A 25,716-nucleotide genomic window follows, 5' to 3' on the forward strand; every position below is an offset into this window, starting at 1 on the left:
TGATTAGGGCTTATATAGATCTTAGTTTTGTGGTGTATTGGGTTGTTTATAGGGTATAAATTTATCACTGATGGCTAAAAGAGAAGTCCTTTTGCAAAGTATTGCAGTTGTTATATTTGCTGTGATATGTTTCGTCTTTTTCCGGTTTGCATGTTCTGCTGATCTTTTCCGGAAAGAACAAGTCGATGATTTGTTTACAATGAGTACCTTCCTTTCTTATCTGAACAAGCCGGCATGGTTCGTTTGTTATGCCGGAAACGCCTTGATTTCGATTGTGGGATTGTCCGGTGCTCCTGTCTTGGTCACATTTGTTTTGCTTCTTGAATGGTGGATATTGATTTCTGTCCTGAAACGTTTTCGTGTAGGAGAGATGGCGCCTTTATATGCTTTCCTGCCGATTGTGCTGGAATGGGGAACCTATTGCCATCCCGGCTATTTGTTGCATTCCATTTTGTCTACGATAGTGGCACTTTTCATTTTTTGGAGATATACTTATATAAAGAATAAGTGGTTGAGTATGTTGGCCGGTTTATTGGCATTGCCTGTCATCTATTTTCTGGCCGGTAACAGACTTAATATTTTTGTGTTGTTGGTCCTTTTTTATGAGACATGCAAAGAACCCAAGCGTTGGCTATACTGGTGCCTGCTCTTGGTGGCTGGAAGCATCGTGCCCGTTTGGATGGGGCATTTTTATTCGTTGACACAAGAACAGGCTTATTTGTATCCGCATAACGGGTTACCGGCTTTCTTCCCTCCCATATTGTTTTGCTTCAGCTTACTGCTTTTGCAGATGAAACGGTTCCGGGAGATGCCGTGTCGTGTTGTGCCGGTAACGGTTATGACTTGTGTTTTGCTGGCTCTGCTGGGCTCCGTTATTTATACGTATGCTGATTTTTGAGGAATACTAACGCCTTTTCCATATCTTCCGGCGTGTCGATACCGATTGTTTCCTGCTGGGTGATGCCGACTTTTATCTTATACCCGTTTTCCAGCCAGCGTAGTTGTTCGAGGCTTTCGGCCAGTTCCAGCGGGGATTGGGGCAGATGGGTGATCTCGTTTAATGTCGTCGCCCGGTAAGCATACAATCCGATATGTTTGTAATAGGTATGATTCGGCAGCCATTCGGTATATTGTTTTCCTCTCATATAAGGAATGATCGAGCGGCTGAAGTACATGGCTTCGCTATTCTTATTCAGAACTACTTTCGGCGAGTTGGCGTTGAATAATGTAGTCTCGAAGTCATCGTCCGGGCGAAAAGGCTTTACCAAAGTGGCGATCTGAATGCTGTCGTCCGTGAAACAAGCCTTTAAAGTCTCGATTTGTTCCGGTTGGATGAAAGGTTCGTCGCCCTGTATGTTGACAACCACGTCATAACCGTTGCCTATTTTGCAATAGGCTTCATAACAGCGGTCTGTGCCGCTTTTGTGGTGCTCTGATGTCATAACGACGTTTCCTCCGAACGATTGGACGGCTGCTTCTATACGGCTGTCGTCTGTTGCGACGCAAACGGTGTCAAGAACTCCCTGGACCTGTTCATATACCCGCTGGATCATCGGCTTTCCTGCCATGTCAGCGAGCGGCTTTCCCGGAAAGCGGGTGGAAGCGTAGCGTGCCGGTATTATTCCTATAAATTTCATGTTTACGAATTATGAATTATGTATCTATTAATTTTCAATTTTCAACTTTCCACTTTCAACTATTCCCAACCGTTTTCCCTTCACTCAGCCTAAGCACCTTGTCATGTTCCCCGACAATCCATACAATGTCCCCCTCTTCGAATACTGTTGTAGGAGACGGGTTTTTGATGGATGTTTCTCCCCGTTCGATACCGATGACGAGGCAGGCTGCTTTATCCCGTATGCCGGATTCCAGGATGGTACGGCCGATCAGGCGTGATCCTTCGGCAATGGTGAATTGTTCCATATTGACTTCCTTCGTCTCTTTCTTGCTGGTTTGGGCTGTTTTATACCGTTCCACCAGATATTGGCGGAAGTGCTCCAGGTCATCGTCCGCACCGACTACAACCAGTTTGTCGAAAGGATAGAGGCGTTCTTCCCCGCCGGGGATATTGATTCTTTTTTCTCCCCGTATGATTGTAACGATGTTGACATTACATTTCTGGCGGAAATTGAGCTCTTTCAGTGTTTTTCCCATACTGGGTGAGTTCTGTCTGACTTCGAAATCGGCCAGGTGAAGATCGCGTTCCAACAGGTGGTTGGCGAATCGTTGGTTGATCGGCGCTTTCCGTTCGTATTCCAGTTCCCGGGCTGTCAGGTTACTGAAGAAATGCCGCTCCATCAGGATCGATTGCCTTTTCAGCCGTTTGGACAAAATGACAATAACAATGACCGTCGCAGCGATTGCAAGTAAAATGCCGACTGCTGCATTCAACAACCGGGTAACGGGTAACATAACCAGGCCAATACATAATATGATACGCAGTATGATCAGTGAAACCAGCGGCCCCCGGTTATATTTGCTATCCAGCCATAGCTGTTGGAACTCGGCCGAATGGTTCTTTTTCATCATGATGGCGCGTAGCATCGGTGCGATTAACAGTAAGATCAGGACAAGAGAAATAATAGCTCCCCGCAGGCCGGATATTTCTTTCATGATGAAAGGTGCAACGAATTGCAGCCAGATAAAGATCAGGACAAGGGTGACGGCCGTATAGGTGCCGACTATCCGGGTCAACGCTTTCAACAACTTATTCCAGGCACTTTTCTGGTGTATGGTGTTGGAACCGGATGAATACCGTTCGAGGAATTTCATCCATGATTTAGGGATGATCCGGTCGGCAACCCGGCAAGCCGGTTCCGCCATGCGGATCATATAAGGAGTAAAGAAAGTAGTTATGACCGAAACTGCTACAACAATGGGATAGAGAAAGTTATCGGTCACACCTAACGTTAACCCCAATGAGGCGATGATAAAGGCAAATTCGCCTATTTGCGCGAGCGAGAAACCGGAATGTATCGCTATTTTGACCGGTTGCCCGGACAGCAATACGCCAAAACTGGCAAACAATATCTGTCCGACCATGACAACTAAAGTCAGGATCAGGATCGGTATTTTGTACTCCCACAGTAATGCCGGGTCTATCAGCATTCCGACAGATACGAAAAAGATGGCGCCGAAAAGGTCCTTTACAGGTTTGATAAGATGTTCGATATGTTCCGCTTCAATCGTTTCAGCCAGTATGGATCCCATGACGAATGCGCCCAATGCGGAAGAGAATCCCGCTTTTGTCGCAATGATAACCATTCCGAGACATAATCCTAAGCTGACGATTAGCAAAGTCTCGTCATTCAGGAATGTCCGGGCTTTCTTCAGGAAAGACGGGATCAGGTAAATGCCGATAACGAAACAGAATAGCAGGAAAACGCCTAACTTGATGACACTGTTCAGTAGTTCCATACCTTCTACATGCTTGCTGACTGCTAACGTGGAAAGTAAAACCATCAGCAATACGGCAAACAGGTCTTCAACAACCAGGATGCCGAAAACGACTCCGGCAAACCGTTGGTTACGCAGCCCCATATCGTCGAATGCCTTGAAAATAATTGTAGTGGACGACATCGAGAGCATCCCGCCGAGGAAAAGACTGTTCATATGCCCCCAGCCTAAGGATAATCCTGTAGTATAGCCGAGTGTCATCATGCCGATTACGATGGTAATAGCCCCGATCACAGCTGTCCCGCCGACTTTCATCAGTTTTTTGAAACTGAAGTCGAGTCCTAAAGCGAACAGAAGGAATATAACGCCTATATCCGCCCAGATACGGATGCTTTCGACGTTTGTGACGGTTGGTATTTGTGTAATGGCCGGACCGGCAAGAATGCCGGCTACAATATATCCGAGTACGACCGGTTGCTTCAATCTTTTGAAAAGCAAGGTCACTAATCCTGCTGAAATTAGTATGACGGCAAGATCTGATATGAGAGATGGTATTTGCGACATGCTTTCATTCTTTTTCCGTTGGCAAAGTTATGTATTTATTTTAATTTTGCCGGTCAAATGAATTGCCAAAATGAAGAAGATACATCCGATAGAAGCGTTGATTGAACAGGGGGAGCATCAGCAACTCGATTTCAAGTTCGAGGTAAGCGACAGTAAGAAGATTGCGCGTACGTTAAGTGCTTTTGCCAATACTGACGGCGGACGGCTGCTGATCGGTGTGAAGGATAACGGGAATATATCGGGTGTCAGGAGCGAAGAAGAATATTATATGATAGAAGCCGCCTCCAAGATGTACACCCGTCCGGAAGTCCCTTTCGAGGCAACCCGCTGGGAGGTGAACGGCAAGACTGTCCTGGAAGTCTATATTGCGCCCAGTCCCGATAAACCGCATACAGCCCCGGATAAAGACGATAAATTCAAGGCATATATACGGGTGGCGGACGAAAATATATTGGCAAACGAAGTCCTGGTGCTTGCCTGGCAGAAAAAGCATAAGCCTGACGGCACTTTACTGAAGATAAGCAAACCGGTGGAACGCCTGTTTGCCTATCTGGATGAGCATTCCCATATCAATATCAGCCAATTTTGCCGGATCGGGCGGATAAACTATTACACGGCAAAGAATATAATAAGCGACCTTTTGGCCATCAATGCCCTGCAATATATCGTAATAGACAAGCACATCCTGTATCAGCGTGTTCCCGCATAAGATGCGTCCTTTGAGATAGCCGGTTTACGGGATGATATTTTCCACATAAACCTGCGCATTCTCAAAGCGGACCACTTTTACCCTGCGTCCTTTCTCGATAAAGCCGGAATCGGACACGCCATCGTAGAACTCTCCATCGATCAACACTTTTCCGGAAGGGCGCAATACGGTTGCCGCTATTCCTTCCTTTCCGATCAACGGAGATAGATCGGGTGAGGAAATTGCATCTTTCAAATCCGCATTCAATGCCACTTTCCGAAACATGCCCCGATGGCCGATCTTATTGGATAGCCAGATCATCAGGATAAATCCGGCTACAAGTCCGACCAGAACAGTCAATGTCGCTTCACCGAACTCTTTTCCGCTGACTTCTTCAAAATTAAAGTTCGTATTGTTCAGTAGTGCCATGATGAGTCCTCCGACTACCAAAACAATCCCGCTTATTCCGGCCACTCCGAATCCGGGAATGATAAATATCTCCGCCGCAATCAGTAGTACACCTATAATAAAGATCAGAATCTCCCAGTTGGCCGCTAATCCGTCAAGATATAAAGGAGCGAAATACAAGATCGCAGCCAAAAGGGCTGCCGCGGAAGGGAAGCCCAGGCCGGGTGTCTGCATCTCGAAATAGATGCCGCCTATTATAATAATGATAAGAATAGACTGGAAGATAGGATTCATAAGGAAGCCTTTCAGGTCGTCATACCAGCTTGGCGTATAGCTTTTTATTTGATAGTCTTTATAACCTAAGTATTGCGTGATCACTTCGTCCGGTGTTTCGGCTATGCCGTCGCAGTATCCCCATTTCTGGGCTTCCTGTGCGGTAAAGGTCAGGACTTTCCCCGTATCGATCAGATTGGGGATGGCAACCCGCTCGTCTACCATTGCTTCAGCAATCAACGGGTCCCGTTTCCATTTGTAGATGGTATCATTTTTTTGGATGATCGTGTCCTGTCCATGCGCTTCGGCTGTGGACCGTATCATAGACCGCATGTAAGACTGATATTTGTCCGGCATGGCGGCTCCGGTCTGATTTACCACAGTGGCGGCTCCGATATTGGCCCCTTTCCGCATGTATATTTTTTTACAGGCAATGGAGATCAGCGCTCCGGCAGAGGCTGCATTGTTGTCGATAAAGACGTAAACGGGAATCGGGCTGTATAAGATTGCCGTACGCATGGAGTCGGCAGCATCCACTTGCCCTCCGTAGGTGTTCATATGGATCAGGACGGCATCCGCCCCCAATGCGTTGGCTTCAGCCAAACCGTTGCTAAGATACAGGCGGGTGGTATTGCTGATTTCCTTTTTTATATCGATTTTGTACACCAACGGATGCGAGACATCGTCAGCCGATATAAATTGTGCAATCATTGCAAAAACGAATCCACAAAAAAGTCCTAATTTTTTCTTCATTTTATATTATTCTCCATCTCTTTTACATGTAGTTTGAAATTGTAACATACATGTTGTGAATTTTACATTTTAATCGTTAGAAAACTTGTAAATACTGCTCATATTCAAGGCCGTTTGCTATAAATATATTAAGTTACGGTTTTTAATATTAATAATTCTCAAACCGCATTGTTTTTAAAATATTATTCATACATTTGTGATGTCCTTCAATGCTGAAGGATAATACTAAACCGGTATTAAACCTTATAAAAAAGTAATAATATGAATGCGTTGCAATTTCAGAAAAAATTATTGAGCATGCAAGAAAACATGATGAATTTTGCATTAATGCTCACTGCAAATAGGGATGACGCCCAAGATTTGATGCAAGACACAACGCTGAAGGTTTTAGACAATCAGGAAAAGTTTGTAGACAATATTAATTTCAAAGGATGGGTCTTGACCGTAATGCGTAATATCTTCATAAATAACTACCATAAAATCGTACGTACACAGACCGTTGTTGACCAGGGGGTTGACTTGTATAATTTAGATGTAGTGAACGACTCGGGTTTTGATTCTCCTGATGGCGCTTATCAAATAAAAGAAATAACAAAAGCAATCAATGGCTTGAATGACGAGCTGAAAGTTCCGTTCTCCATGTTTTTGAGTGGCTATAAATATAATGAGATCGCTGAAAAGCTTTGTGTTCCTCTGGGAACGGTTAAGAGCCGCATTTTCTTTGCCCGCCAGGAATTACAGAAAATCCTGAAGGATTTCCATCAAAGTTGAGGTGAAGTTTAAAATAAATATGTGAAAAAATAAACGGGAGTATCCGATGGGTGCTCCCGTTTATTTTTATTACTTTTGGCGCAAAATGTAAAAGAAATGAGAAGTTTTGCAAGTGACAACAATTCGGGAGTGCATCCTTTGGTTATGGATGCAATTATAAAAGCGAACGATAATCATGCGGTAGGATATGGCGACGATCCCTGGACGGCTGCGGCTACTGCTAAGATAAAGGAAGTGTTTGGTGAGGCTGCATCGCCTTTTTTTGTTTTTAACGGAACCGGTGCAAATTCGGTGGCTTTGCAAGCTGTCACTCGTCCGTTCAATAGTATTTTGTGTGCAGAGACAGCCCATATCAATGTGGATGAATGTGGCGCTCCTGCCCGTATGACCGGTTGTGCAGTCGTTACGATTCCGACTCCGGACGGTAAACTTACACCGGAACTGATCAAGCCCCGCTTGCATAATTTCGGCGTTTGCCATCATTCGCAGCCGAAAGCGGTTTATATTTCGCAAGTCTCCGAATTAGGTACGATCTATACGGTTGAAGAGGTGAAAGCGATTGCCGATTTGCTGCATTCTTATAATATGTATCTGCATATGGACGGGGCGCGTTTAGCAAATGCCTGTGCTTACCTGAACTGCTCGATGAAAGAGGTGACTGTCGATGCCGGAGTGGATATTCTGAGTTTCGGCGGGACTAAAAACGGTATGATGATGGGCGAGGCTGTTGTCTCTTTCCGTCCGGAAATAACTGAGAACTTGCAGTATTTCAGAAAACAGTCCGCCCAGTTGGCCTCTAAGTTGCGTTATCTTTCCTGCCAGTTTATCCCTTATCTGGAAAACAACCTGTGGCTGGAAAATGCACGGAAAGCGAATAATAGCGCGTATCGTCTGGCGGAAGCCTTGAAAAAATACCCGCAGATCCGGTTTACCCAGAAGATAGAATCCAACCAGCTTTTCTTTACGATTCCGGCGGAACCGCTGAAGAAGTTGCAAGAAAAATATTTCTTCTATATGTGGAATGAAGAAACGAATGAAGCCCGCCTGGTCACTTCCTGGGATACGACAGAGGCAGATATTGATGACATAATACAGACGTTGGATATTGTATTCGCATAATCTGTCAGTCGCAGTTCCCTGCCCATGAAATAGAAATTCCCTGCCCATGGAACGAAAATTTCATGGGCAGGGAATTTTTTTTAGCCCGGAGCTGTTGGAAAGCTTGCCTGCTTTTTAGTAACTGCCATTGTGAACCGACCGAAAGTTTGTACATTTGTCCGCAACTAATCACAAAATGCAGATAAAATGAGACAGGCCGTTTGGTTGGCAATGGCAATTATGTTGCTGTTGCCTGCGGGAAAAGTTTACTCGGGAAATAAAAGCGAGCGCGAGAACAATACCTTGCGCATCATGAGTTATAACATTCGTAATGGCCGGGGAATGGATGATGCCGCCAATTTCCAGCGTACGGCGGATGCAATCAATAAGGCCTGTCCGGATCTGGTTGCCGTACAGGAAATCGATAGCGTGACAGGACGAAGCGGAGGAAAAGACGTCTTGCGCGAATTGGCCGGGCTGACGTTAATGCATTATGTCTATGCGCCGGCTATTGATTATGACGGCGGAAAATATGGCATCGGTATGTTGAGCAAAGAGAAACCGCTGGGTTACCGTTACCTGCCGCTTCCCGGAAGAGAGGAAGCCCGCGCACTGCTTGTCGTGGAATTTGAAAGATATATTTATTGCTGTACGCATTTGTCGCTGACGGAGGAAGACCGGATGCTTTCACTTCCGATTATAAAGCAGGTGGCCGCTTCCACAAACAAACCTTTCTTCATAGCCGGTGACATGAATGCACATCCCGATTCGGAATTTATCCGGCAACTGCAAAAGGATTTTGTGATCCTGACCGACCCGAAGAAGCTGACTTTCCCTGCTGATAAACCGGATGAAACGCTTGATTATATCGCAACTTATGCAAAAGATACAACCGCTTTTACCCGTATTTCAACCCGCGTACTGGATGAACCGGCAGCCTCTGATCATCGTCCTGTCGTAACCGATATCATTTTTGTGCAGCCCGCTGCCAAGATATTCCGTACGGAACCTTATTTGCAGAATCCGGTTGGAAACGGCATTACTGTGATGTGGCAAACAACCGTCCCGACTTATAGCTGGGTGGAATATGGAACAGACAAGGAACATTTGCAGAAGGCCCGTACTATTGTCGATGGACAGGCCATTTGTAATGACCTGCAAAACAAGATCCGGTTGGATAACCTCGAGCCGGGCAAGACCTATTATTACCGTATTTGCTCCCGGGAAATCATGGTGTATCAGGCTTATAAAAAAGTATTCGGCGAGACGGCCGTATCCGATTTCTACAGCTTTACATTGCCTGCCTCCACCGATACTGATTTTACAGCTATTATCTTCAACGACCTGCATAAACATTCGGAAACTTTGCAGGCCCTTTATAAGCAGGTGAAAGGCTTGGACTACGATTTCGTTATTTTCAACGGCGACTGCATCGACGACCCTGCCGATCACGACGAAGCGACCCGTTTCCTGAGTGAATTGAACGAAACCGTCGGCGCCAGTAAAGTGCCTGTCTTCTATATCCGTGGAAACCATGAGATCAGAAATGCCTATTCAATCGGATTGCGCAGCCTTTTCGATTATGTAGGCGATAAAACATACGGCGCGTTCAATTGGGGAGATACCCGTATCGTGATGCTGGACTGTGGCGAAGATAAGCCGGATACGCATTGGGTTTATTACGGTTTGAACGATTTCTCGGAGCTGCGCAAAGCACAGGCCGGGTTCTTGAAGGAAGAACTGGCTTCCGGCGCATTTAAGAAAGCGTCCAAACGTGTATTGATCCATCATATTCCTGTTTATGGGAAGGGAGAAGCGTATGACAGTTATAATCCTTGCCGGGACGAATGGGGAGCTATTTTGGAAAAGGCTCCGTTTGCTGTGAGCATCAATGCGCATACACACCGTTTTGCCTATCATCCCAAGGGAACTGTCGGCAATAATTATCCGGTTGTAGTCGGTGGCGGCTACCGAATGGACGGGGCGACGGTTATGGTTTTACAGAAAAAAGGGAAAGAGATGACGCTCAGTGTGCTGAATGCGAAAGGTGAAACACTCCAGAAACTGAATTTATAAAAGACAAACAAATACAAGTATGAATCTTAACTCCGATCTTATCTACGGCATAGACGACCGTCCCCCTTTTAAAGAAGCTCTGTTTGCGGCGTTGCAGCATCTGCTGGCTATTTTTGTGGCGATTATCACTCCGCCGCTTATTATTGCCGGAGCTTTAAAGTTAGATTTGGAAACGACCGGTTTCCTGGTCTCGATGGCCCTGTTTGCTTCCGGAATTTCCACCTTTGTCCAATGCCGCCGGATCGGACCGGTCGGAGCGAAGTTGCTTTGTATCCAGGGGACGAGTTTTTCTTTTATCGGACCGATTATCTCTGCCGGATTAGCAGGCGGGTTGCCTCTTATATTCGGCGCTTGCATTGCTGCCGCTCCGATCGAGATGGTGATCAGCCGTACATTTAAGTATATGCGTTCTATTATTACGCCGCTGGTGTCCGGCATTGTGGTATTGTTGATCGGTCTGAGTCTGATTAAGGTCGGTGTCGTTTCGTGCGGCGGCGGATATAGTGCGATGGATGACGGCACGTTCGGTAGTTTCCGGAATATAGGAGTGGCGGCGACTGTCCTGTTGAGCGTACTGTTCTTTAACCGTTGCAAGAACAAATATCTCCGGATGAGTTCTATCGTGCTTGGATTATGTATCGGGTATGCGTTAGCTTATTTCCTGGGTATGGTCGACATGGCGGCGGCTTCTTCGCAAAGCCTGATGGGATTCAATATCCCGATGCCGTTCAAGTATGGGCTGGACCTGAATATCTCGGCTTTCGTGGCAATCGGCCTGGTCTATCTGATTACAGCGATTGAGGCTACGGGTGATGTTACGGCAAACTCTATGATTTCGGGGAAATCGATAGAAGGAGACAGCTATTTGAAAAGAGTGTCGGGCGGCGTATTGGCAGATGGGGTGAATTCCTTTATCGCCGGTATCTTTAATTCCTTCCCGAATTCGATATTTGCACAAAATAACGGCATTATCCAGTTGACGGGTGTTGCCAGCCGGTATGTCGGATATTATATTGCCGGTATGTTGGTGTTACTGGGGCTGTTCCCGATCGTAGGCGTTGTCTTTTCGCTGATGCCCGATCCTGTGTTGGGCGGGGCTACCTTGTTGATGTTCGGTACGGTTGCGGCTGCCGGTATCCGCATTATCGCTTCCCAGGAGATCAACCGGAAAGCGACTTTGGTATTGGCTGTCAGCCTTTCCCTGGGGTTAGGCGTGGAGATGATGCCGGATATCCTGAATACGGCGCCTCAAGCCATTAAGGGCATTTTCTCTTCCGGCATTACGACCGGAGGACTTGCAGCTATTGTTGCAAATGTATTGATACGAGTAAAAGAAGATAAAACAGAATAAAATGGAATTACTTAAACAACGTATTTTGCAGGACGGCAGATGCTATCCGGGAGGCATCCTGAAGGTTGACAGTTTTATTAACCACCAGATGGACCCTATGCTGCTTTATAAGGTGGCTGAAGAATTTATTTATCGTTTCCGGGATGCTGATATCAATAAGATCGTAACAATAGAAGCAAGCGGTATTGCCCCGGCTATCATGGTCGGATACATCATGCATCTGCCTGTTGTCTTCATCAAGAAAAAGAAGCCGAAGACAATGGAAAATATGTTATCTACCGTTGTTCACTCGTTTACGAAGGACCGTGATTATACAGTCTGTATCAGTAATAACTTCCTGACTCCCGACGACCGTATCCTCTTTATCGACGACTTCCTGGCGTATGGTAACGCTGCAATGGGAGTGCTCGACCTGGTGAAACAGTCCGGCGCCAAGTTGGAAGGAATGGGCTTTATTATAGAAAAGGCGTTTCAGCATGGACGCGATGTGCTGAACGAGGCGCAAGCGCGTGTCGAAAGCCTTGCTATCATCGACAGCCTGGAAGATTGTACGATTACGATCCGTTAATAAAATATCCGTCGGAAGATTACGGCAGTGTGAAACGCATACATGCCGTATTCTTCATGATCGGCAATTCAAGCATCTGTTCGGGGGCGCATTTTTCCAGTCGTACTACGATGGCACGGTTGAAGCCGCCGTGCCCGATTGCCAGAACCCGTTTTCCCGGGAACTCTTTTTTCAGGAAATCGATAAACTCTCCGGCCCTCTTATACATCGCTTCGATTGTCTCCACACTTTCAGGCAGCGTGGTGAAATCCATTTCGTCCGCCACTTTTCCGGTATAGACGCCCCAGTCCATTTCCCGGAGCAGGGGAGTGGCTACCGGTTGTAATCCTTTCTTGCGCGCGACAGCCATCGCCGTGTCGTAGCTGCGTGCCAGATCGCTGCATACGATCACATCTAACTTTTCTTTATCCAGCTTTTCGGCCAATGCCTCGGCTTGCTGTTTGCCCAGTTCCGACAGGTGGCCGGGTAGCTGGCCCTGCATGATGTGCTGTTTGTTTTCTTCCGTTTCGCCGTGACGGCTCAGGATTAATTCTATCTGTTTCATGATTGTTCCTTATTTGGCGGCAAAGGTAAATAAAAAAAGAGAACCAATTGCTTGATTCTCTTTTACTGGTTGCGGAGGCAAGACTCGAACTTACGACCTTTGGGTTATGAGCCCAACGAGCTACCACTGCTCCACTCCGCGATATAGTTGCGATCATCCCTGATTGCGAGTGCAAAGGTACAAAAATATTCTTACAAACCAAATTTATTTACAAATAGTTTGTAATATATTCTTGTACCCAGTCTACTGGAGCCTATGAAACAGCAATTTGACAGTTTATAAATCTGCTATCGATTCATGATTACCCGTTTCGTATAACCTCAGTTTGCTCTTCAGATGATTAATTTCCTGCTGCATGGACTTGATCCGGTCCAACAGATGATGGATGGCGTCTATTCCTTCCACATTGATGGACAGGTCGTAGTACATACGGGTGTATCGTTCAACGTCGTACAGTTGGGATGCAGGCAGGTAGCTTTCTCCTTCTACGGTGTCAATCTCTATCAGTCCGCCCTTTTCCAGCATGTAAAGGAATGACGGTTCGATATGGCATATCTGGCAGTATTCACTGACTATGATTAAATCTGTTTGCATAACAATCTTGTTTTTTTAATTAAGACTCTGTATCTCGCGGAATAGCTCTTTCTGCTTGTCCGTCAGGTTGGTCGGGATCTCGATAGAGTAGGTGACTATCAGGTCGCCAAATTTTCCGTCCTCTTTGTAAACAGGGAATCCTTTTCCTTTCAACCGCACCTTGCTGTTGTTTTGGGTTCCCGGGTTTACTTTGAGTTTTACTTTTCCGTCCATTGTCTCTACGATCTGTTCCCCGCCGAGGATCGCCGTGTAGAGGTTTAACGGAGCGGTGATGTAAAGGTCGTCGCCCACCCGCTTGAACCGGCTGTCTTCGGGAATGTGGAACGTGATGTAGAGGTCGCCTGCCGGTCCGCCGTTCACGCCCGGACCGCCCTGGCCTTTCAGTTTGATGGTCTGTCCGTTTGTAATACCGGCCGGGATTGTGATACGCAGGTTCTTGCCGTTTACCGTAATAATCTGCTTGTGTGTCTTGGCTGCCTCTGTCAGGGAAACCTGCAATTCTGTCGTATAGTCCTGTCCGCGGAAGCCATGGCTGCCTCTGCTGCTGTAGCTGCTTCTGCCACCCATGCCTCCGAACATTTGCTCGAAGAAGTCGGAGAACTCGCTACCGTCGCCTGATGTGCTCCAGTAAGTGCCGCCGCCCTGTCCGTTCTGGCTCTGATATTGGCGGTATTGTTGTTGCTGGGCTTCAAACTCGTCGGCATGTTTCCAGTTCTCTCCGTACTGGTCGTATTTCTTACGTTTCTCCGGGTCGCTCAACACCTCGTTGGCTTCATTTATTTCCTGAAACTTGCGGTGTGCATCCGGATCATTCGGGTTCAGATCGGGATGGTATTTCCGCGCCAGCTTCTTGTATGCCTTTTTGACATCTTCCGGCGAAGCGCTCTTGTCCACTCCTAAAATCTTGTAATAATCTATATAGGCCATATTTATATATGTTGTTAAGTCTGCTTTTTCTTTGTTTCAATACATATATAAAATAACAACAAACGTGCCAGAGAGTTCAAACCGGACTTCATGTGTATGTTTGTGCCGTAGAGGAAGGAACAACCCGGCAGATAGAATGAATGATGCGGAATGTGTGGCCCCTCCATACCTGCCTGCTATTCATGTTACAGCTGTGAAACAAAAGAAATCCAGCTGTAACATAGAAGGAAGACAGTTGTGACATGGAAAGAATACAGTTGTGACATGCAATAGAGGAGCATAGTTAGGTGGTAATAAGAAAGCCTCCGGTTCAAAAGAACCGAAGGCTTTTATTGTTGCGGAGGCAAGACTCGAACTTACGACCTTTGGGTTATGAGCCCAACGAGCTACCACTGCTCCACTCCGCGATATAGTTGCGATCATTTCCTGATTGCGAGTGCAAAGGTACGGATTATTTTTAATAAAACAAACTTTCCGGGTATTTTCTTTCGTTTTGGTCTGGAAGTAATCTCCGGGAAGGCTTTGTCTGCATAAGTTCTGTCTTATTATAAAAGGATTGGTCCATATCTCTATTATAAAGGTTTGTTTGGATAAAATGTAAACATGTTTTTGGTAGTTAATAATTTTTCCGGTACTTTTGCGCACAGTTTTAATCAAAATGTGCAATACAAATGCCGATGACAGTTTCTAAAACACGTGAGATGTTGGTGGATGTGGCCAGACAATTGTTTGCCCGCATGGGGGTGGATAATACGACAATGAACGATATTGCACAGGCATCCAAAAAAGGAAGACGTACGCTTTACACGTACTTTAAGAGTAAGAACGAGATTTATCTGGCAGTGGTCGAATCCGAGTTGGACCAGTTGTACAAGATGCTGCAGGATGTGGCTGAGAAAGACCTTCCGGCAGATGAGAAGTTAATGACGTTTCTTTATGCCAGGCTGGATGCTGTTAAAGCGCTGGTGTTCCGTAACGGGACGCTGAGAGCAACCTTTTTCCGTGATATATGGCGTGTAGAGAAAATCAGGAAGAACTTCGACATCCGTGAAACAGAGATGATACACGGTATTCTGGACGCCGGGGTGAAAGAAGGTATCTTTGATATGCCCGATACTGAAATTACGGCAATTGTTCTTCATCATGCCCTGAAAGGGTTGGAAGTACCGTATATACGTGGAATCATGGGAGACAACATCAGCCAGCGGATTAAACGGAGAGATAATGTAATGAATTTAATATTCAATGGTATAAAGATAAAGTAACACAATACTGAGGAATGTTTATTAATGCAACAGGGTTTTATGTGCCTGAAGAACGGGTAGATAACCAACATTTTTTAGAGTTAAACGGGCTGACAAGCGAGTGGATTGAACAACGTACAGGAATTCGTTCCCGCTCCAAAGCAAAAGCGGAGGAAAATATTAATACGATGAGTATGGATGCTGTCCGCAATGCCCTTCCCAAATTACCGTATGACATCACGGAAGTAGACTTGATTATATCAGCCTCTTATTCCCCTTATGATACGGTAGCGACTGCTGCCCATCTTGTCCAGCACGAATTTAATATCGAGAACGCAAAAGCACTCTATCTTTCTTCCGCCTGTTCTTCTTTCTTGAATGCGCTGGAAGTAGTGGAGGGATATTTCGCTATGGGAAAAGCAACAAAAGCATTGATTCTTTCTGCGGACAAGAACTCTGCTTATTATAATGAAACGGACCCGAAAGCCGGTCACCTCTGGGGCGATGCGGCAGCAGCTTTCTTTATTTCAAAGGAACGTGTGTCGGATACAGACCCGGAAGTGGTGGAAGTCTTTACGCAAGGACTCGGCCATCTGGGCAAAGCTCCGGATGCCGTGCATCTCCGTCCGTGCGACGGCGGTATCATGATGCCGGAAGGACGTGATGTCTTTATCCAGGCTTGTACCTATATGCCGAAGAATGTGCTCTTCCTGTTAGAGAAGAATGGTTACACACTGGACAACCTGACTTACTTCATCGGTCATCAGGCTAATATGCGTATCATGTCCAATATAGCCAAGCAACTCGAACTGCCGGAAGAAAAGTTCCTGCATAATATTGAAGAATTAGGCAATACCGGTTCTGTAAGTTCCGCATTGGTGTATGCTCAGAACGATCATAGTTTCAAGAAAGGCGACCTGGTGGCTATCACCGTGTTCGGCGGTGGTTATTCGGCAGGAGCCTGTCTGATTAAATGTTGAATCTAAAAACGAAATGAATATGAAATTATTAGAAGGAAAAGTGGCAATCATTACCGGTGCCGCACGCGGTATCGGCAAAGCTATCGCATTGAAGTTCGCAGCCGAAGGCGCAAACATTGCATTCACGGACCTGGTGATCGACGAAAACGGTCTGGCTACCCAGAAAGAGATTGAAGCATTGGGCGTAAAAGCAAAAGGTTATGCTTCCAACGCTGCCAATTTCGAAGAAACACATAACGTGGTCGCTGAAGTGGTAAAAGACTTCGGTCGTGTTGATATTCTGGTGAATAACGCCGGTATCACGAAAGACGGCCTGATGATGCGTATGAGCGAAGGCCAGTGGGATGCTGTTATCGGTGTCAATCTGAAGTCTGCTTTCAACTTTATCCACGCTTGTACTCCGGTGATGATGAAACAGCGTTCAGGCAGTATTATCAATATGGCATCCGTTGTCGGTGTACACGGTAATGCCGGCCAGAGCAACTATTCCGCCTCCAAAGCAGGTATGATCGGTCTGGCTAAGTCTGTTGCACAGGAATTAGGTTCACGCGGCATCCGTGCCAACGCAATCGCTCCGGGCTTTATCATGACAGATATGACGGCTGCCTTGTCGGAAGAGATTAAGGCCGAGTGGGCAAAGAAGATCCCTCTGCGTCGCGGCGGTACGCCTGAAGATGTGGCTAACATCGCTACATTCCTGGCTTCCGATATGTCTTCTTACGTATCCGGCCAGGTGATCCAGGTTGACGGTGGCATGAACATGTAATATATGGAAGTTATCTACGAAGACAATCATATTATTGCGGTAAACAAGACTTGCCGCGAGATTGTACAAGGAGATAAAACCGGTGATACTCCTCTTTCAGACATGCTTAAGGCGTGGCTGAAAGAGAAGTATTGTAAACCCGGTAATGTCTTTGTAGGCGTTACGCACCGGCTGGACCGCCCGGTTAGCGGCGTCGTTTTGTTTGCCAAGACAAGCAAGGCGCTTTCCCGTCTGAATGAAATGTTTCGTGTGGGTGAGGTGAAGAAGACCTATTGGGCGATCGTCAAGAACTGTCCGCCGGCGGAAGAAGGCGAACTGGTGAACTGGCTTGTCCGCAATGAGAAGCAAAACAAGAGTTATGCTTACAACACGAAACGGGCGGATGCCAAGAAAGCAATCCTGCACTATAAAGTAATTGCCCGCTCGGACAATTATTATCTATTGGCCATAGACCTGAAAACCGGCCGTCATCATCAGATCCGTTGCCAGCTTGCCAAAATGGGCTGTCCCATCAAAGGCGACTTGAAATATGGTTTCCCCCGTTCCAACCCTGACGGCGGTATCAGCCTGCATTCCCGCAGTGCCGAATTTATCCATCCTGTCTCAAAAGAACCGGTCAGCATTGTTGCTCCTGTTCCGGAGGATGCGCTTTGGAAAGCGCTTACAGTTGAAAGTTGAAAACTGTAAAAACTATAAAAACTTCTCCTGCCGTATTTCCTGTTACGGGACCGTCTTGCTTAAGTCAATTATAATCTGTAACTTTGTCGGATAAACTGAATTTGTAATGAAATATAATACAGAAGAAAAGAAATTAGTGATGCCTGAGTACGGACGTAATATACAGAATATGGTAGATTATTGTGTCGCTATTCAGGATAGGGAAGAACGTAAACGCTGTGCCGATTCTATAATTAACATCATGGGAAACATGTTTCCCCATTTGCGCGATGTAAATGACTTCAAGCATATTTTGTGGGACCATCTGGCTATCATGGCTGATTTTAAACTGGATATCGATTATCCGTATGAGATCATACGCAAGGAAGACCTTTACTCGCGTCCGCCGCGTTTGCCGTATAACAACCAGCGCATCCGGTACCGTCATTATGGAAAGACGCTTGAAAAGATGATTCAGAAAGCAACGGAATTTGAGCCGGGAGCCGAGAAGGACCAACTTGTCAAATTGTTGGCTACCCAGATGAAGAAGTCGTTCCTGACCTGGAATAAGGAGTCAGTTGACGACCGGAAGATATTTAAAGATTTGGACGAACTGTCGGAAGGACAGATTGTGTTGGACGAAGAGGTGCACAAGCTGGCGGAAAGCCGTGACATCCTCGCACGCAACAATACAAACAGCGGCGGCAGCAAAAAGAACTATTCACGTAAAGGCCGATGAGTTCATTTGTCATAGAAGGCGGTTACCGGCTGTCCGGTGAGATTGTACCCCAGGGCGCGAAGAACGAGGCCCTGCAGGTGATCTGCGCGACACTGCTTACGCCGGAGAAAGTGACGATTCATAATGTCCCCGATATCCTGGATGTGAACAACCTGATCCAGCTCTTGCGTGAGATGCAGGTGAAGGTGGAGCGTCCGGCAGCCGATACTTATACTTTTCAGGCGGATGCCGTCGACTTGAATTATCTCGAAACGGACGAGTTTCTGCGTAAGAGCAGTTCCCTTCGCGGTTCGGTGATGATTGTCGGGCCTTTGGTCGCCCGTTTCGGAAAGGCATTGCTCCCGAAACCGGGAGGAGATAAGATCGGACGTCGCCGTCTGGATACTCATTTTGTCGGCATACAGAAATTAGGTGCCAGCTTTGGTTATGATCCGGACCGTCAGTTATACGAAATTGAAGCCAAGAAGCTGAAAGGTGCGTATATGCTGCTCGACGAAGCTTCTGTGACCGGTACGGCTAATATCCTGATGGCTTCTGTGCTGGCGGAAGGAAAAACAACGATATATAATGCTGCCTGCGAACCATACCTGCAACAACTTTCCTCCATGCTGAACCGCATGGGAGCCCGTATTTCGGGTGTCGGCTCTAATCTGCTGACGATTGAAGGGGTTGAGGCGTTGGGCGGTACGACACATACGATCCTGCCGGATATGATCGAGGTCGGCAGTTTCATCGGAATGGCCGCTATGACCGGTTCCGACATTACGATTAAGAATACAGGCTATGAAATGTTGGGAATTATTCCCGATTCATTCCGCCGCCTCGGGATCACCGTCGAACAGATGGGAGACGATATCCATATCCCGGCACACGATTCTTACGAGATCGAGACATTTATCGACGGTTCTATCATGACAATTGCCGATGCGACCTGGCCGGGACTGACGCCGGACTTGCTGAGTGTCTTCCTTGTTGTAGCGACACAGGCGGTCGGCAGCGTGCTGATCCATCAGAAGATGTTCGAGAGCCGTCTCTTTTTTGTCGACAAACTGATTGATATGGGAGCGCAGATTATCCTTTGTGATCCGCACCGGGCAACTGTGATCGGTCTGGGAAACCGCTTCAAACTGCGTGCTTCCAATATGGTGTCTCCGGATATCCGTGCCGGTATCGCCCTGCTGATTGCCGCCATGAGCGCCGAAGGGACCAGCCGTATCCATAACATCGACCAGATAGACCGCGGATATCAGAATATTGACAAACGGTTGAATAGCATCGGGGCACGTATTACCCGACTTTAAACATTCTTGTCATGATAAAGAAAGAAGACGTTTTCAAGATAGGACAGTTTGCCAAACCTCATGGCATAAAAGGGGAGATCGCATTAGTGACGAACAGTGACGTATTCGATGATTCGGACGATCCGTATATCGTCTGCGAGATGGACGGAATCCTGGTTCCTTTTTTTATCGAAGAGTACCGTTATAAGACGGACACAGTCATTTTGCTGAAGTTGAAGAATGTGGACGATGAAAAGGCAGCCCGCGAATTTTCCAACCGCGAAGTGTTCTACCCGCTCGATGAGGTGGACGAAGATGACCTGGTCGGAGATATGACATGGGACAGCTTTATAGGCTATACCGTCATAGACGAGGTACATGGCGAGATAGGAGAGGTGACCGATGTCGATGAATCGACGCTCAACGTACTTCTGCAGATCGACCATAATGGCGAGGAACTCCTGTTGCCGGCTGTCGAAGAGCTGATCCTGTCGGCTGATCACGAGAATAAAAAGCTGGTCGTGTCCATTCCGGACGGCTTGCTGGATTTATGAAATTGATGAATACACATGGCACGTAAGCAAAAACGAACAAACACAAAATCATTCTGGCACCGGATCCGGTTTAAATATAAGCTGTCTTTCTTCAACGAAAGTACATTGGAGGAAGTATGGTCGTTCCGTTTGTCGCAGCTTTCCGCGTTTGCCATGTTGGGCTTGTTCGCTTTTCTGCTGATTGTTTTCACATCGTTGATCATTATTAAGACGCCGATACGAAACTACCTGCCGGGTTATCTGGATGTGGAAGTCCGGAAAGAGATCATGCAAAACGCCCTGCGTGCTGATTCGTTAGAAAGGATGATACAGATTCAATCCCTTTATCTGAATAATGTTGCCGGTATCCTGTCGGGGACGATGCCGATCGATTCGATTCGCGAGATCGATTCGCTGGCGCGTGTCAATCCGGATTATGAGATTCCGCGCAGCAAGGAAGAAACGAAATTTGTAAAAGAGTTTGAGGAGGCGGAGAAATATAACCTGGCTGTGCTGGACCCGAACCCGGTTCCGACCGACGGGGTCTTCTTCTACAAGCCGGTGAACGGTGTTGTCTCTGCCCATTATGATGCCAATATCCGCCATTACGGGGTCGATCTGGTGGCCGCTCCGAAAGAGAGTGTGCTGGCAACGTTGGACGGCACGGTGATCTTTGCCGGTTTCGATCCGAATAGTGGAAATGTGATACAGGTACAGCATAAGAACGGTTTTTTATCGATCTATAAACATAATGAACTATTGCTGAAAGAGGTGGGCGACCGTGTTGTGGCGGGTGAAGCCGTCGCTTTGGTAGGCAATACGGGGAAACTGTCGACAGGCCCTCATCTCCATTTTGAGTTGTGGTATAAAGGCAGTCCGGTCAACCCCGAAGAATATATAGCATTTTAATACGCATGAAAAGAAGCTTGGCCATATTAGGCTCTACAGGTTCTATCGGGACGCAGGCACTGGAAGTTGTCAGTGAACATCCCGACCTTTTTGAAGTATATGCTCTCACTGCCAATAATCAGGTCGATCTCCTGATCAACCAGGCACGTAAATATATGCCCGAAGTGGTGGTGATCGCCAACGAACAGAAATATCCCGAATTGAAAGAGGCGCTGGAAGACCTTCCTATCAAAGTGTGGGCGGGTTCGGATGCAATAGCCCAGGTGGTCCAGTCGGAACCGATCGATATGGTCCTGACGGCTATGGTGGGCTATGCCGGTCTGAAACCGACGATTGCCGCTATCAAAGCAGGCAAGGCGATCGCGTTGGCAAACAAGGAAACCCTGGTCGTGGCAGGCGAATTGATCACAGCGTTGGCTGTCGAACATAAGGTGCCGATCCTTCCTGTCGATTCTGAACATTCTGCCATTTTCCAGTGTTTAGCGGGGGAATGGGAGAATCAGGTCGAGAAGATATTACTAACGGCTTCCGGCGGTCCTTTCCGGACGAAGACTATGGAAGAACTGGCTGTTGTTACCAAGGCGCAAGCGTTGAAACATCCGAACTGGAGTATGGGCGCCAAGATCACGATCGATTCGGCCTCCATGATGAATAAGGGTTTCGAGATGATCGAGGCGAAATGGCTGTTCGGAGTGACTCCGGAACAGATACAGGTCGTTGTACATCCGCAATCCGTGATCCATTCGATGGTTCAGTTCGAGGACGGCGCGGTGATGGCACAGTTGGGTATTCCCGATATGAAGCTGCCGATCAGCTATGCCTTCTCTTATCCTAAACGGTTGCACAGTAAAGCGCCCCGTCTGGATTTCAGCCAATATGCAACGCTTACTTTTGAAGAGCCCGACATGGAGCGTTTTCGCAACCTTGCGTTTGCTTTCGATGCCATCCGGAAAGGCGGGAATATGCCTTGTATCCTGAATGCGGCTAACGAAGTGGTGGTGGCTGCTTTCCTGCGCGACGAGATCGGTTTCTTGCAGATGAGTGAAGTGATCGAAAAAACAATGGCAAAAGCCACCTTTGTCCCTGTCCCCACCTATGACGACTATGTGGCGACAGATGCGGAGGCGCGGCGCATAGCGGCGAGTTTGTTTTAAAGAATATATAAATTAAAGAATAATAGATGGAAACATTTTTGGTTAAGGCACTACAGCTCATTCTGAGCTTATCGATATTGGTCCTGGTCCACGAGTTCGGGCATTTTATCTTTGCCCGTATCTTTAAGGTCAGGGTAGAGAAGTTCTACCTCTTTTTCGACCCCTGGTTTTCGATATTCAAGTTCAAGCCTAAAAACAGTGAAACGGAATACGGCGTCGGCTGGCTTCCCTTGGGAGGTTATTGCAAGATATCCGGTATGATAGACGAGAGCATGGACAAAGAGGCAATGGCACAACCGCCCAAGCCTTACGAGTTCCGCTCCAAACCAGCCGGGCAACGGTTGATGATTATGATTGCCGGCGTATTGTTCAATTTCCTGCTGGCTCTCTTTATCTATTCGATGGTATTGTTTACCTGGGGTGATACCTACCTGCCTTTGAAGAACGTGAAAGCCGGTATGGATTACAGCGAAACTTTCCATAACGTAGGCTTTCGTGACGGCGATGTCCTTTTGCGGGCTGACGATACGGAACTGGAACGTTTCGGTGAAGATTGCTTGCGCCATGTGCTCAATGCACAGACTGTAACAGTTCTGCGCGACGGTGTGGAAACCATCATTCCCATCCCCGAAGATATGGCACAGCGTTTTATGCGTGACAAGCAAGGCTTTGCCGCTTACCGTTTCCCGATGGTCGTGCGCGAGCTTGCCGGAAATGATTCGCCCGCCGCTATTGCCGGGCTGCAACCGAAGGACAGTATCGTGTCGATCAATGGTGTTATGACGCCTACTTTTTATGAAGTCGGAGAAATATTGGCGCAGAATAAGGATAAAGATATCACGGTCGGATTTTACCGCGCCGGCGCCCCGCAGTCCTTGACATTGCGTACTGATACGGCAGGCAAGTTAGGCGTTTATTCTCTCTCTTATTTTGATATATATCAGACCGTGACTCGCAAATATAGCTTCCTTGAATCATTCCCCGCCGGCGTTATGTTGGGCGTGAATACGTTGAAAGGCTATGTGAGCGACATGAAATATGTCTTTACGAAAGAAGGCGCTTCCAGCTTAGGCGGTTTCGGAACGATCGGAAACCTGTTCCCTGCCGAATGGGATTGGCAGACATTCTGGATGAGGACGGCATTCCTTTCCATCATCCTTGCCTTTATGAACATATTGCCTATCCCGGCATTGGACGGCGGACATGTGATGTTCCTGATCTATGAAGTGATTGCCCGCCGCAAGCCGAGCGACAAGTTCCTCGAATATGCGCAGGTCACCGGCATGTTCCTCCTGTTCGCCTTGTTGATTTATGCGAACGGCAACGACATCTTCCGGTACTTCTTCAAGTAGCGGGAAGCACAAGCATTTATACAAAAAAAGGCGGGTCATTGCGATCCGCCTTTTTTTGTTCTATTGTTTTCTGAATTATTTTGTCATTTGATAGCATCCAGAATCTTTTTGGAATTGGCATCTGCCGGATTCAAGGCGATTGCCTGCTCCAGGTAACCTTTTGCTTTTGCCATCTGGGCGTCTGCTTTCTTCTTTTCGGCAGCGTATTTATCCGGATCGGATGTTGCGATAGGAGTGGCATCTGTCAAGATTTTAGCACCTGCATTGTAAAACATTACGCCGAGGCTGTAGAGGGCGTTGCCTTTGTATGTCTTGTTTCCGACAACCAGAACGTCTTTGAACAGTTCTTCCGCTTCGTCTGTCTTGCCGGCTTTCTGGGCTGCCTGTCCTTTTTTCATGCAGTAACCGTAGAGTAATTTCTCCAAATTGGTATTTTGCGGGTTGACTTTTAAACCTGCTTCGACTGTTGTTGTGAAATCGGCTGCTTTGTCCTGGCTACGCAAAGACATTGCTTTCCCTACGTAAGCGTCGTCGACTTTATAGCCTTTCTGGATGGCCATGTCGTAGAATTTGATAGCGTTGTCAAACTGTTTTGCATTAAAGGCTGCAAAGGCACAGTTAAAGATACGGCTTTCATCTTCATAGTTTGTTAGTTTCAGAAATTCGCTGTACTTGGTGACAACTTCAGGATAGTTTTTAGCAGTCATGGCTGCATCTCCTTCTTCACGCAATTTGTCTGCGTTCGCGTCTTGAGCGAATAAATTGCCTACGCTCAGGCAAAAAGCCAGTAATAAGATAATTTTCTTCATGGTGATTAAATGTATATTTTAAAATTAATTCGACTAAGGTAGTAAGTGTGATGTAAGGGACAAAAGGTTTTTGTGTTTTTTTAGATTTATAAAGAATATGAAGGGGCAACGTTTTCGCTGCCCCTATGTTTTTTATATTGTTTGTATCATTTTATAGAGCGGTGGAGCAAGGCAATTCGAACGCTTCCGCTACTGCCGGATAGACGATGTTGCCTTCCACGATATTAAGACCGAGTGCCAGCCCTTTGTCTTCTTCGCAAGCCTTCCGCCATCCTTTGTCCGCCAACTTCAGGACGTAGGGAAGCGTGGCGTTGGTGAGGGCGAGGGTGGAAGTCTGAGGAACGGCCCCCGGAATATTGGCTACGCAATAGTGTACGATCCCTTCCACTTCGAAGATCGGATCGGCATGGGTCGTCGGGTGTGAGGTCTCGAAGCAGCCGCCCTGATCGATGGCGACGTCTACCAGCACACTGCCTTTCTTCATCAACTTGAGCATCTCCTGGGTTATGAGATGGGGCGCTTTGGCTCCCGGAATCAGGACGGCACCGATCACGAGGTCGGTTGTCGGAAGTTCTTGTTCGATGTTATGGGTGGAAGAATATAATGTCTTGACATTGGCCGGCATGATCTCGTCTAAATAACGTAGGCGTGGCAGGGAGATATCGGCAATCGTGACATCCGCACCCATGCCGGCAGCCATCAAGGCTCCGTTATGTCCGACCACACCGCCGCCCAACACCAGCACTTTGGCGGGCTTGACACCCGGAACGCCACCCAGCAGGATGCCTTTTCCGCCTTGCGGCTTTTCAAGGAAACGGGCGCCTTCCTGTACGGACATGCGGCCGGCGACTTCACTCATGGGGATCAGCAGCGGAAGCGTACCGTCCGGATTCTCGACCGTTTCGTATGCTAAGCAGATAGAGCCGCTTTCCATCATGGCTAATGTCAGTTTCTCGTCGGAAGCGAAATGGAAATAGGTGAATACTAATTGCCCTTTTCGTACGAGGGGATACTCGGCTGCGATAGGTTCTTTTACTTTGACGATCATCTCGGCAATCTTATATACATCTCCGATAGAGGGGAGGATCTGGGCGCCTGCCGCCTCATAGGCTGCATCCGGAAATCCGCTGTTTTCACCGGCTGTGTGCTGTACATACACGGTGTGTCCTCGTGTTACCAACTCCTTTGCACCGGCGGGCGTAAGTGCCACGCGGTTCTCATTGTTCTTAATCTCTTTAGGAATTCCGATGATCATATTGTTAGTATTTAATGGTTTATTGGC

General features: G+C 47.1%; 25 protein-coding genes and 2 tRNA genes. 17 read left to right on the forward strand and 10 right to left on the reverse strand.

Annotated features, from left to right (window positions below; all coding sequences use genetic code 11):
* Nucleotides 1–70: 70 nt before the first annotated feature.
* A complete protein-coding gene (locus DWU89_RS02990) occupies nucleotides 71–898 on the forward strand; it encodes a DUF6057 family protein (protein WP_115498193.1) in 828 nt (275 codons plus the stop codon).
* Here DWU89_RS02990 and kdsB read toward each other — a convergent pair.
* Both kdsB and DWU89_RS03000 read right to left on the reverse strand, forming a co-directional pair.
* Nucleotides 873–1,637: a 3-deoxy-manno-octulosonate cytidylyltransferase gene (gene kdsB / locus DWU89_RS02995; RefSeq protein ID WP_115498194.1), complete on the reverse strand. Its 765-nt coding sequence runs from the start codon at nucleotides 1,635–1,637 to the stop codon at nucleotides 873–875. The genes DWU89_RS02990 and kdsB overlap by 26 nt on opposite strands.
* 55 nt (nucleotides 1,638–1,692) lie before the next feature.
* Nucleotides 1,693–3,960, reverse strand: a complete 2,268-nt coding sequence (locus DWU89_RS03000; protein WP_115498195.1) for a cation:proton antiporter domain-containing protein — start codon at nucleotides 3,958–3,960, stop codon at nucleotides 1,693–1,695.
* 70 nt (nucleotides 3,961–4,030) lie between these two features.
* Between DWU89_RS03000 and DWU89_RS03005 the strand changes: the two genes are divergently transcribed.
* The gene (locus DWU89_RS03005; RefSeq protein ID WP_115498196.1) at nucleotides 4,031–4,669 is read left to right on the forward strand and encodes an AlbA family DNA-binding domain-containing protein; all 639 of its coding nucleotides are present in this window, start codon (nucleotides 4,031–4,033) and stop codon (nucleotides 4,667–4,669) included.
* Between the two features lie 24 nt (nucleotides 4,670–4,693).
* On the opposite strand, the gene DWU89_RS03010 is transcribed toward DWU89_RS03005, so the two are convergent.
* Nucleotides 4,694–6,040, reverse strand: coding sequence for an NfeD family protein (locus DWU89_RS03010; RefSeq protein ID WP_244205836.1), 1,347 nt, complete (start codon nucleotides 6,038–6,040; stop codon nucleotides 4,694–4,696).
* A 303-nt stretch (nucleotides 6,041–6,343) separates the two neighbouring features.
* Between DWU89_RS03010 and DWU89_RS03015 the strand changes: the two genes are divergently transcribed.
* From DWU89_RS03015 to xpt, 5 genes are all read left to right on the forward strand, one after another.
* The gene (locus tag DWU89_RS03015) at nucleotides 6,344–6,853 is read left to right on the forward strand and encodes an RNA polymerase sigma factor (protein ID WP_115498198.1); all 510 of its coding nucleotides are present in this window, start codon (nucleotides 6,344–6,346) and stop codon (nucleotides 6,851–6,853) included.
* Between the two features lie 96 nt (nucleotides 6,854–6,949).
* The gene (locus DWU89_RS03020) at nucleotides 6,950–7,972 is read left to right on the forward strand and encodes a threonine aldolase family protein (RefSeq protein WP_115498199.1); all 1,023 of its coding nucleotides are present in this window, start codon (nucleotides 6,950–6,952) and stop codon (nucleotides 7,970–7,972) included.
* A gap of 219 nt (nucleotides 7,973–8,191) precedes the next feature.
* Nucleotides 8,192–10,027, forward strand: coding sequence for a metallophosphoesterase (locus DWU89_RS03025; protein WP_244205840.1), 1,836 nt, complete (start codon nucleotides 8,192–8,194; stop codon nucleotides 10,025–10,027).
* 19 nt (nucleotides 10,028–10,046) lie between these two features.
* Nucleotides 10,047–11,378 (forward strand): nucleobase:cation symporter-2 family protein, encoded by a 1,332-nt coding sequence (locus DWU89_RS03030; protein ID WP_115498201.1) that lies wholly within the window; start codon nucleotides 10,047–10,049, stop codon nucleotides 11,376–11,378.
* 1 nt (nucleotide 11,379) lies between these two features.
* Complete coding sequence (gene xpt, locus DWU89_RS03035) at nucleotides 11,380–11,946, forward strand: xanthine phosphoribosyltransferase (protein ID WP_115498202.1); 567 nt, start codon at nucleotides 11,380–11,382, stop codon at nucleotides 11,944–11,946.
* A 19-nt stretch (nucleotides 11,947–11,965) separates the two neighbouring features.
* On the opposite strand, the gene DWU89_RS03040 is transcribed toward xpt, so the two are convergent.
* From DWU89_RS03040 to DWU89_RS03060, 5 genes are all read right to left on the reverse strand, one after another.
* A complete protein-coding gene (locus DWU89_RS03040) occupies nucleotides 11,966–12,490 on the reverse strand; it encodes a histidine phosphatase family protein (RefSeq protein WP_115498203.1) in 525 nt (174 codons plus the stop codon).
* A gap of 66 nt (nucleotides 12,491–12,556) precedes the next feature.
* Nucleotides 12,557–12,631 (reverse strand) — tRNA-Met (locus DWU89_RS03045).
* Between the two features lie 135 nt (nucleotides 12,632–12,766).
* The gene (locus DWU89_RS03050) at nucleotides 12,767–13,084 is read right to left on the reverse strand and encodes a chaperone modulator CbpM (protein ID WP_115498204.1); all 318 of its coding nucleotides are present in this window, start codon (nucleotides 13,082–13,084) and stop codon (nucleotides 12,767–12,769) included.
* Between the two features lie 15 nt (nucleotides 13,085–13,099).
* Entirely contained in the window at nucleotides 13,100–14,011 is a 912-nt protein-coding gene (locus DWU89_RS03055; protein WP_115498205.1) for a DnaJ C-terminal domain-containing protein, read from the reverse strand.
* Nucleotides 14,012–14,346: 335 nt separating this feature from the next.
* Nucleotides 14,347–14,418 (reverse strand) — tRNA-Met (locus tag DWU89_RS03060).
* 264 nt (nucleotides 14,419–14,682) lie between these two features.
* Here DWU89_RS03060 and DWU89_RS03065 point away from each other — a divergent pair.
* The 10 genes from DWU89_RS03065 (at nucleotide 14,683) to rseP (ending at nucleotide 23,625) form a co-directional block, all read left to right on the forward strand.
* Nucleotides 14,683–15,276 (forward strand): TetR/AcrR family transcriptional regulator, encoded by a 594-nt coding sequence (locus DWU89_RS03065; RefSeq protein WP_115498206.1) that lies wholly within the window; start codon nucleotides 14,683–14,685, stop codon nucleotides 15,274–15,276.
* A gap of 14 nt (nucleotides 15,277–15,290) precedes the next feature.
* Nucleotides 15,291–16,235: a 3-oxoacyl-ACP synthase III family protein gene (locus DWU89_RS03070; RefSeq protein WP_115498207.1), complete on the forward strand. Its 945-nt coding sequence runs from the start codon at nucleotides 15,291–15,293 to the stop codon at nucleotides 16,233–16,235.
* 19 nt (nucleotides 16,236–16,254) lie between these two features.
* Entirely contained in the window at nucleotides 16,255–17,001 is a 747-nt protein-coding gene (fabG, locus tag DWU89_RS03075) for a 3-oxoacyl-[acyl-carrier-protein] reductase (RefSeq protein ID WP_115498244.1), read from the forward strand.
* Nucleotides 17,002–17,004: 3 nt separating this feature from the next.
* On the forward strand, nucleotides 17,005–17,679 hold the full coding sequence (locus DWU89_RS03080) for an RluA family pseudouridine synthase (RefSeq protein ID WP_115498208.1): 675 nt from the start codon (nucleotides 17,005–17,007) through the stop codon (nucleotides 17,677–17,679).
* A 106-nt stretch (nucleotides 17,680–17,785) separates the two neighbouring features.
* Entirely contained in the window at nucleotides 17,786–18,397 is a 612-nt protein-coding gene (locus DWU89_RS03085) for a DUF4290 domain-containing protein (protein ID WP_115498209.1), read from the forward strand.
* Nucleotides 18,394–19,698, forward strand: a complete 1,305-nt coding sequence (murA, locus tag DWU89_RS03090) for a UDP-N-acetylglucosamine 1-carboxyvinyltransferase (protein ID WP_115498210.1) — start codon at nucleotides 18,394–18,396, stop codon at nucleotides 19,696–19,698. Before DWU89_RS03085 ends, murA begins: the two co-directional genes overlap by 4 nt.
* Before the next feature lie 11 nt (nucleotides 19,699–19,709).
* Nucleotides 19,710–20,231 (forward strand): ribosome maturation factor RimM, encoded by a 522-nt coding sequence (gene rimM / locus DWU89_RS03095; protein WP_115498211.1) that lies wholly within the window; start codon nucleotides 19,710–19,712, stop codon nucleotides 20,229–20,231.
* Between the two features lie 15 nt (nucleotides 20,232–20,246).
* The gene (locus DWU89_RS03100) at nucleotides 20,247–21,119 is read left to right on the forward strand and encodes a M23 family metallopeptidase (protein ID WP_115498212.1); all 873 of its coding nucleotides are present in this window, start codon (nucleotides 20,247–20,249) and stop codon (nucleotides 21,117–21,119) included.
* Between the two features lie 5 nt (nucleotides 21,120–21,124).
* Entirely contained in the window at nucleotides 21,125–22,273 is a 1,149-nt protein-coding gene (locus DWU89_RS03105; protein WP_115498213.1) for a 1-deoxy-D-xylulose-5-phosphate reductoisomerase, read from the forward strand.
* Between the two features lie 26 nt (nucleotides 22,274–22,299).
* A complete protein-coding gene (gene rseP / locus DWU89_RS03110; RefSeq protein WP_115498214.1) occupies nucleotides 22,300–23,625 on the forward strand; it encodes an RIP metalloprotease RseP in 1,326 nt (441 codons plus the stop codon).
* 83 nt (nucleotides 23,626–23,708) lie between these two features.
* Here the strand turns inward: rseP and DWU89_RS03115 are convergent, their stop codons facing one another.
* Together DWU89_RS03115 and ald are read right to left on the reverse strand one after the other, a co-directional pair.
* The gene (locus DWU89_RS03115; RefSeq protein ID WP_115498215.1) at nucleotides 23,709–24,434 is read right to left on the reverse strand and encodes a tetratricopeptide repeat protein; all 726 of its coding nucleotides are present in this window, start codon (nucleotides 24,432–24,434) and stop codon (nucleotides 23,709–23,711) included.
* A 151-nt stretch (nucleotides 24,435–24,585) separates the two neighbouring features.
* A complete protein-coding gene (gene ald, locus DWU89_RS03120; RefSeq protein ID WP_115498216.1) occupies nucleotides 24,586–25,689 on the reverse strand; it encodes an alanine dehydrogenase in 1,104 nt (367 codons plus the stop codon).
* Nucleotides 25,690–25,716: the final 27 nt, after the last annotated feature.

Source organism: Parabacteroides acidifaciens (assembly GCF_003363715.1).
GTDB classification, from domain to species: domain Bacteria; phylum Bacteroidota; class Bacteroidia; order Bacteroidales; family Tannerellaceae; genus Parabacteroides; species Parabacteroides acidifaciens.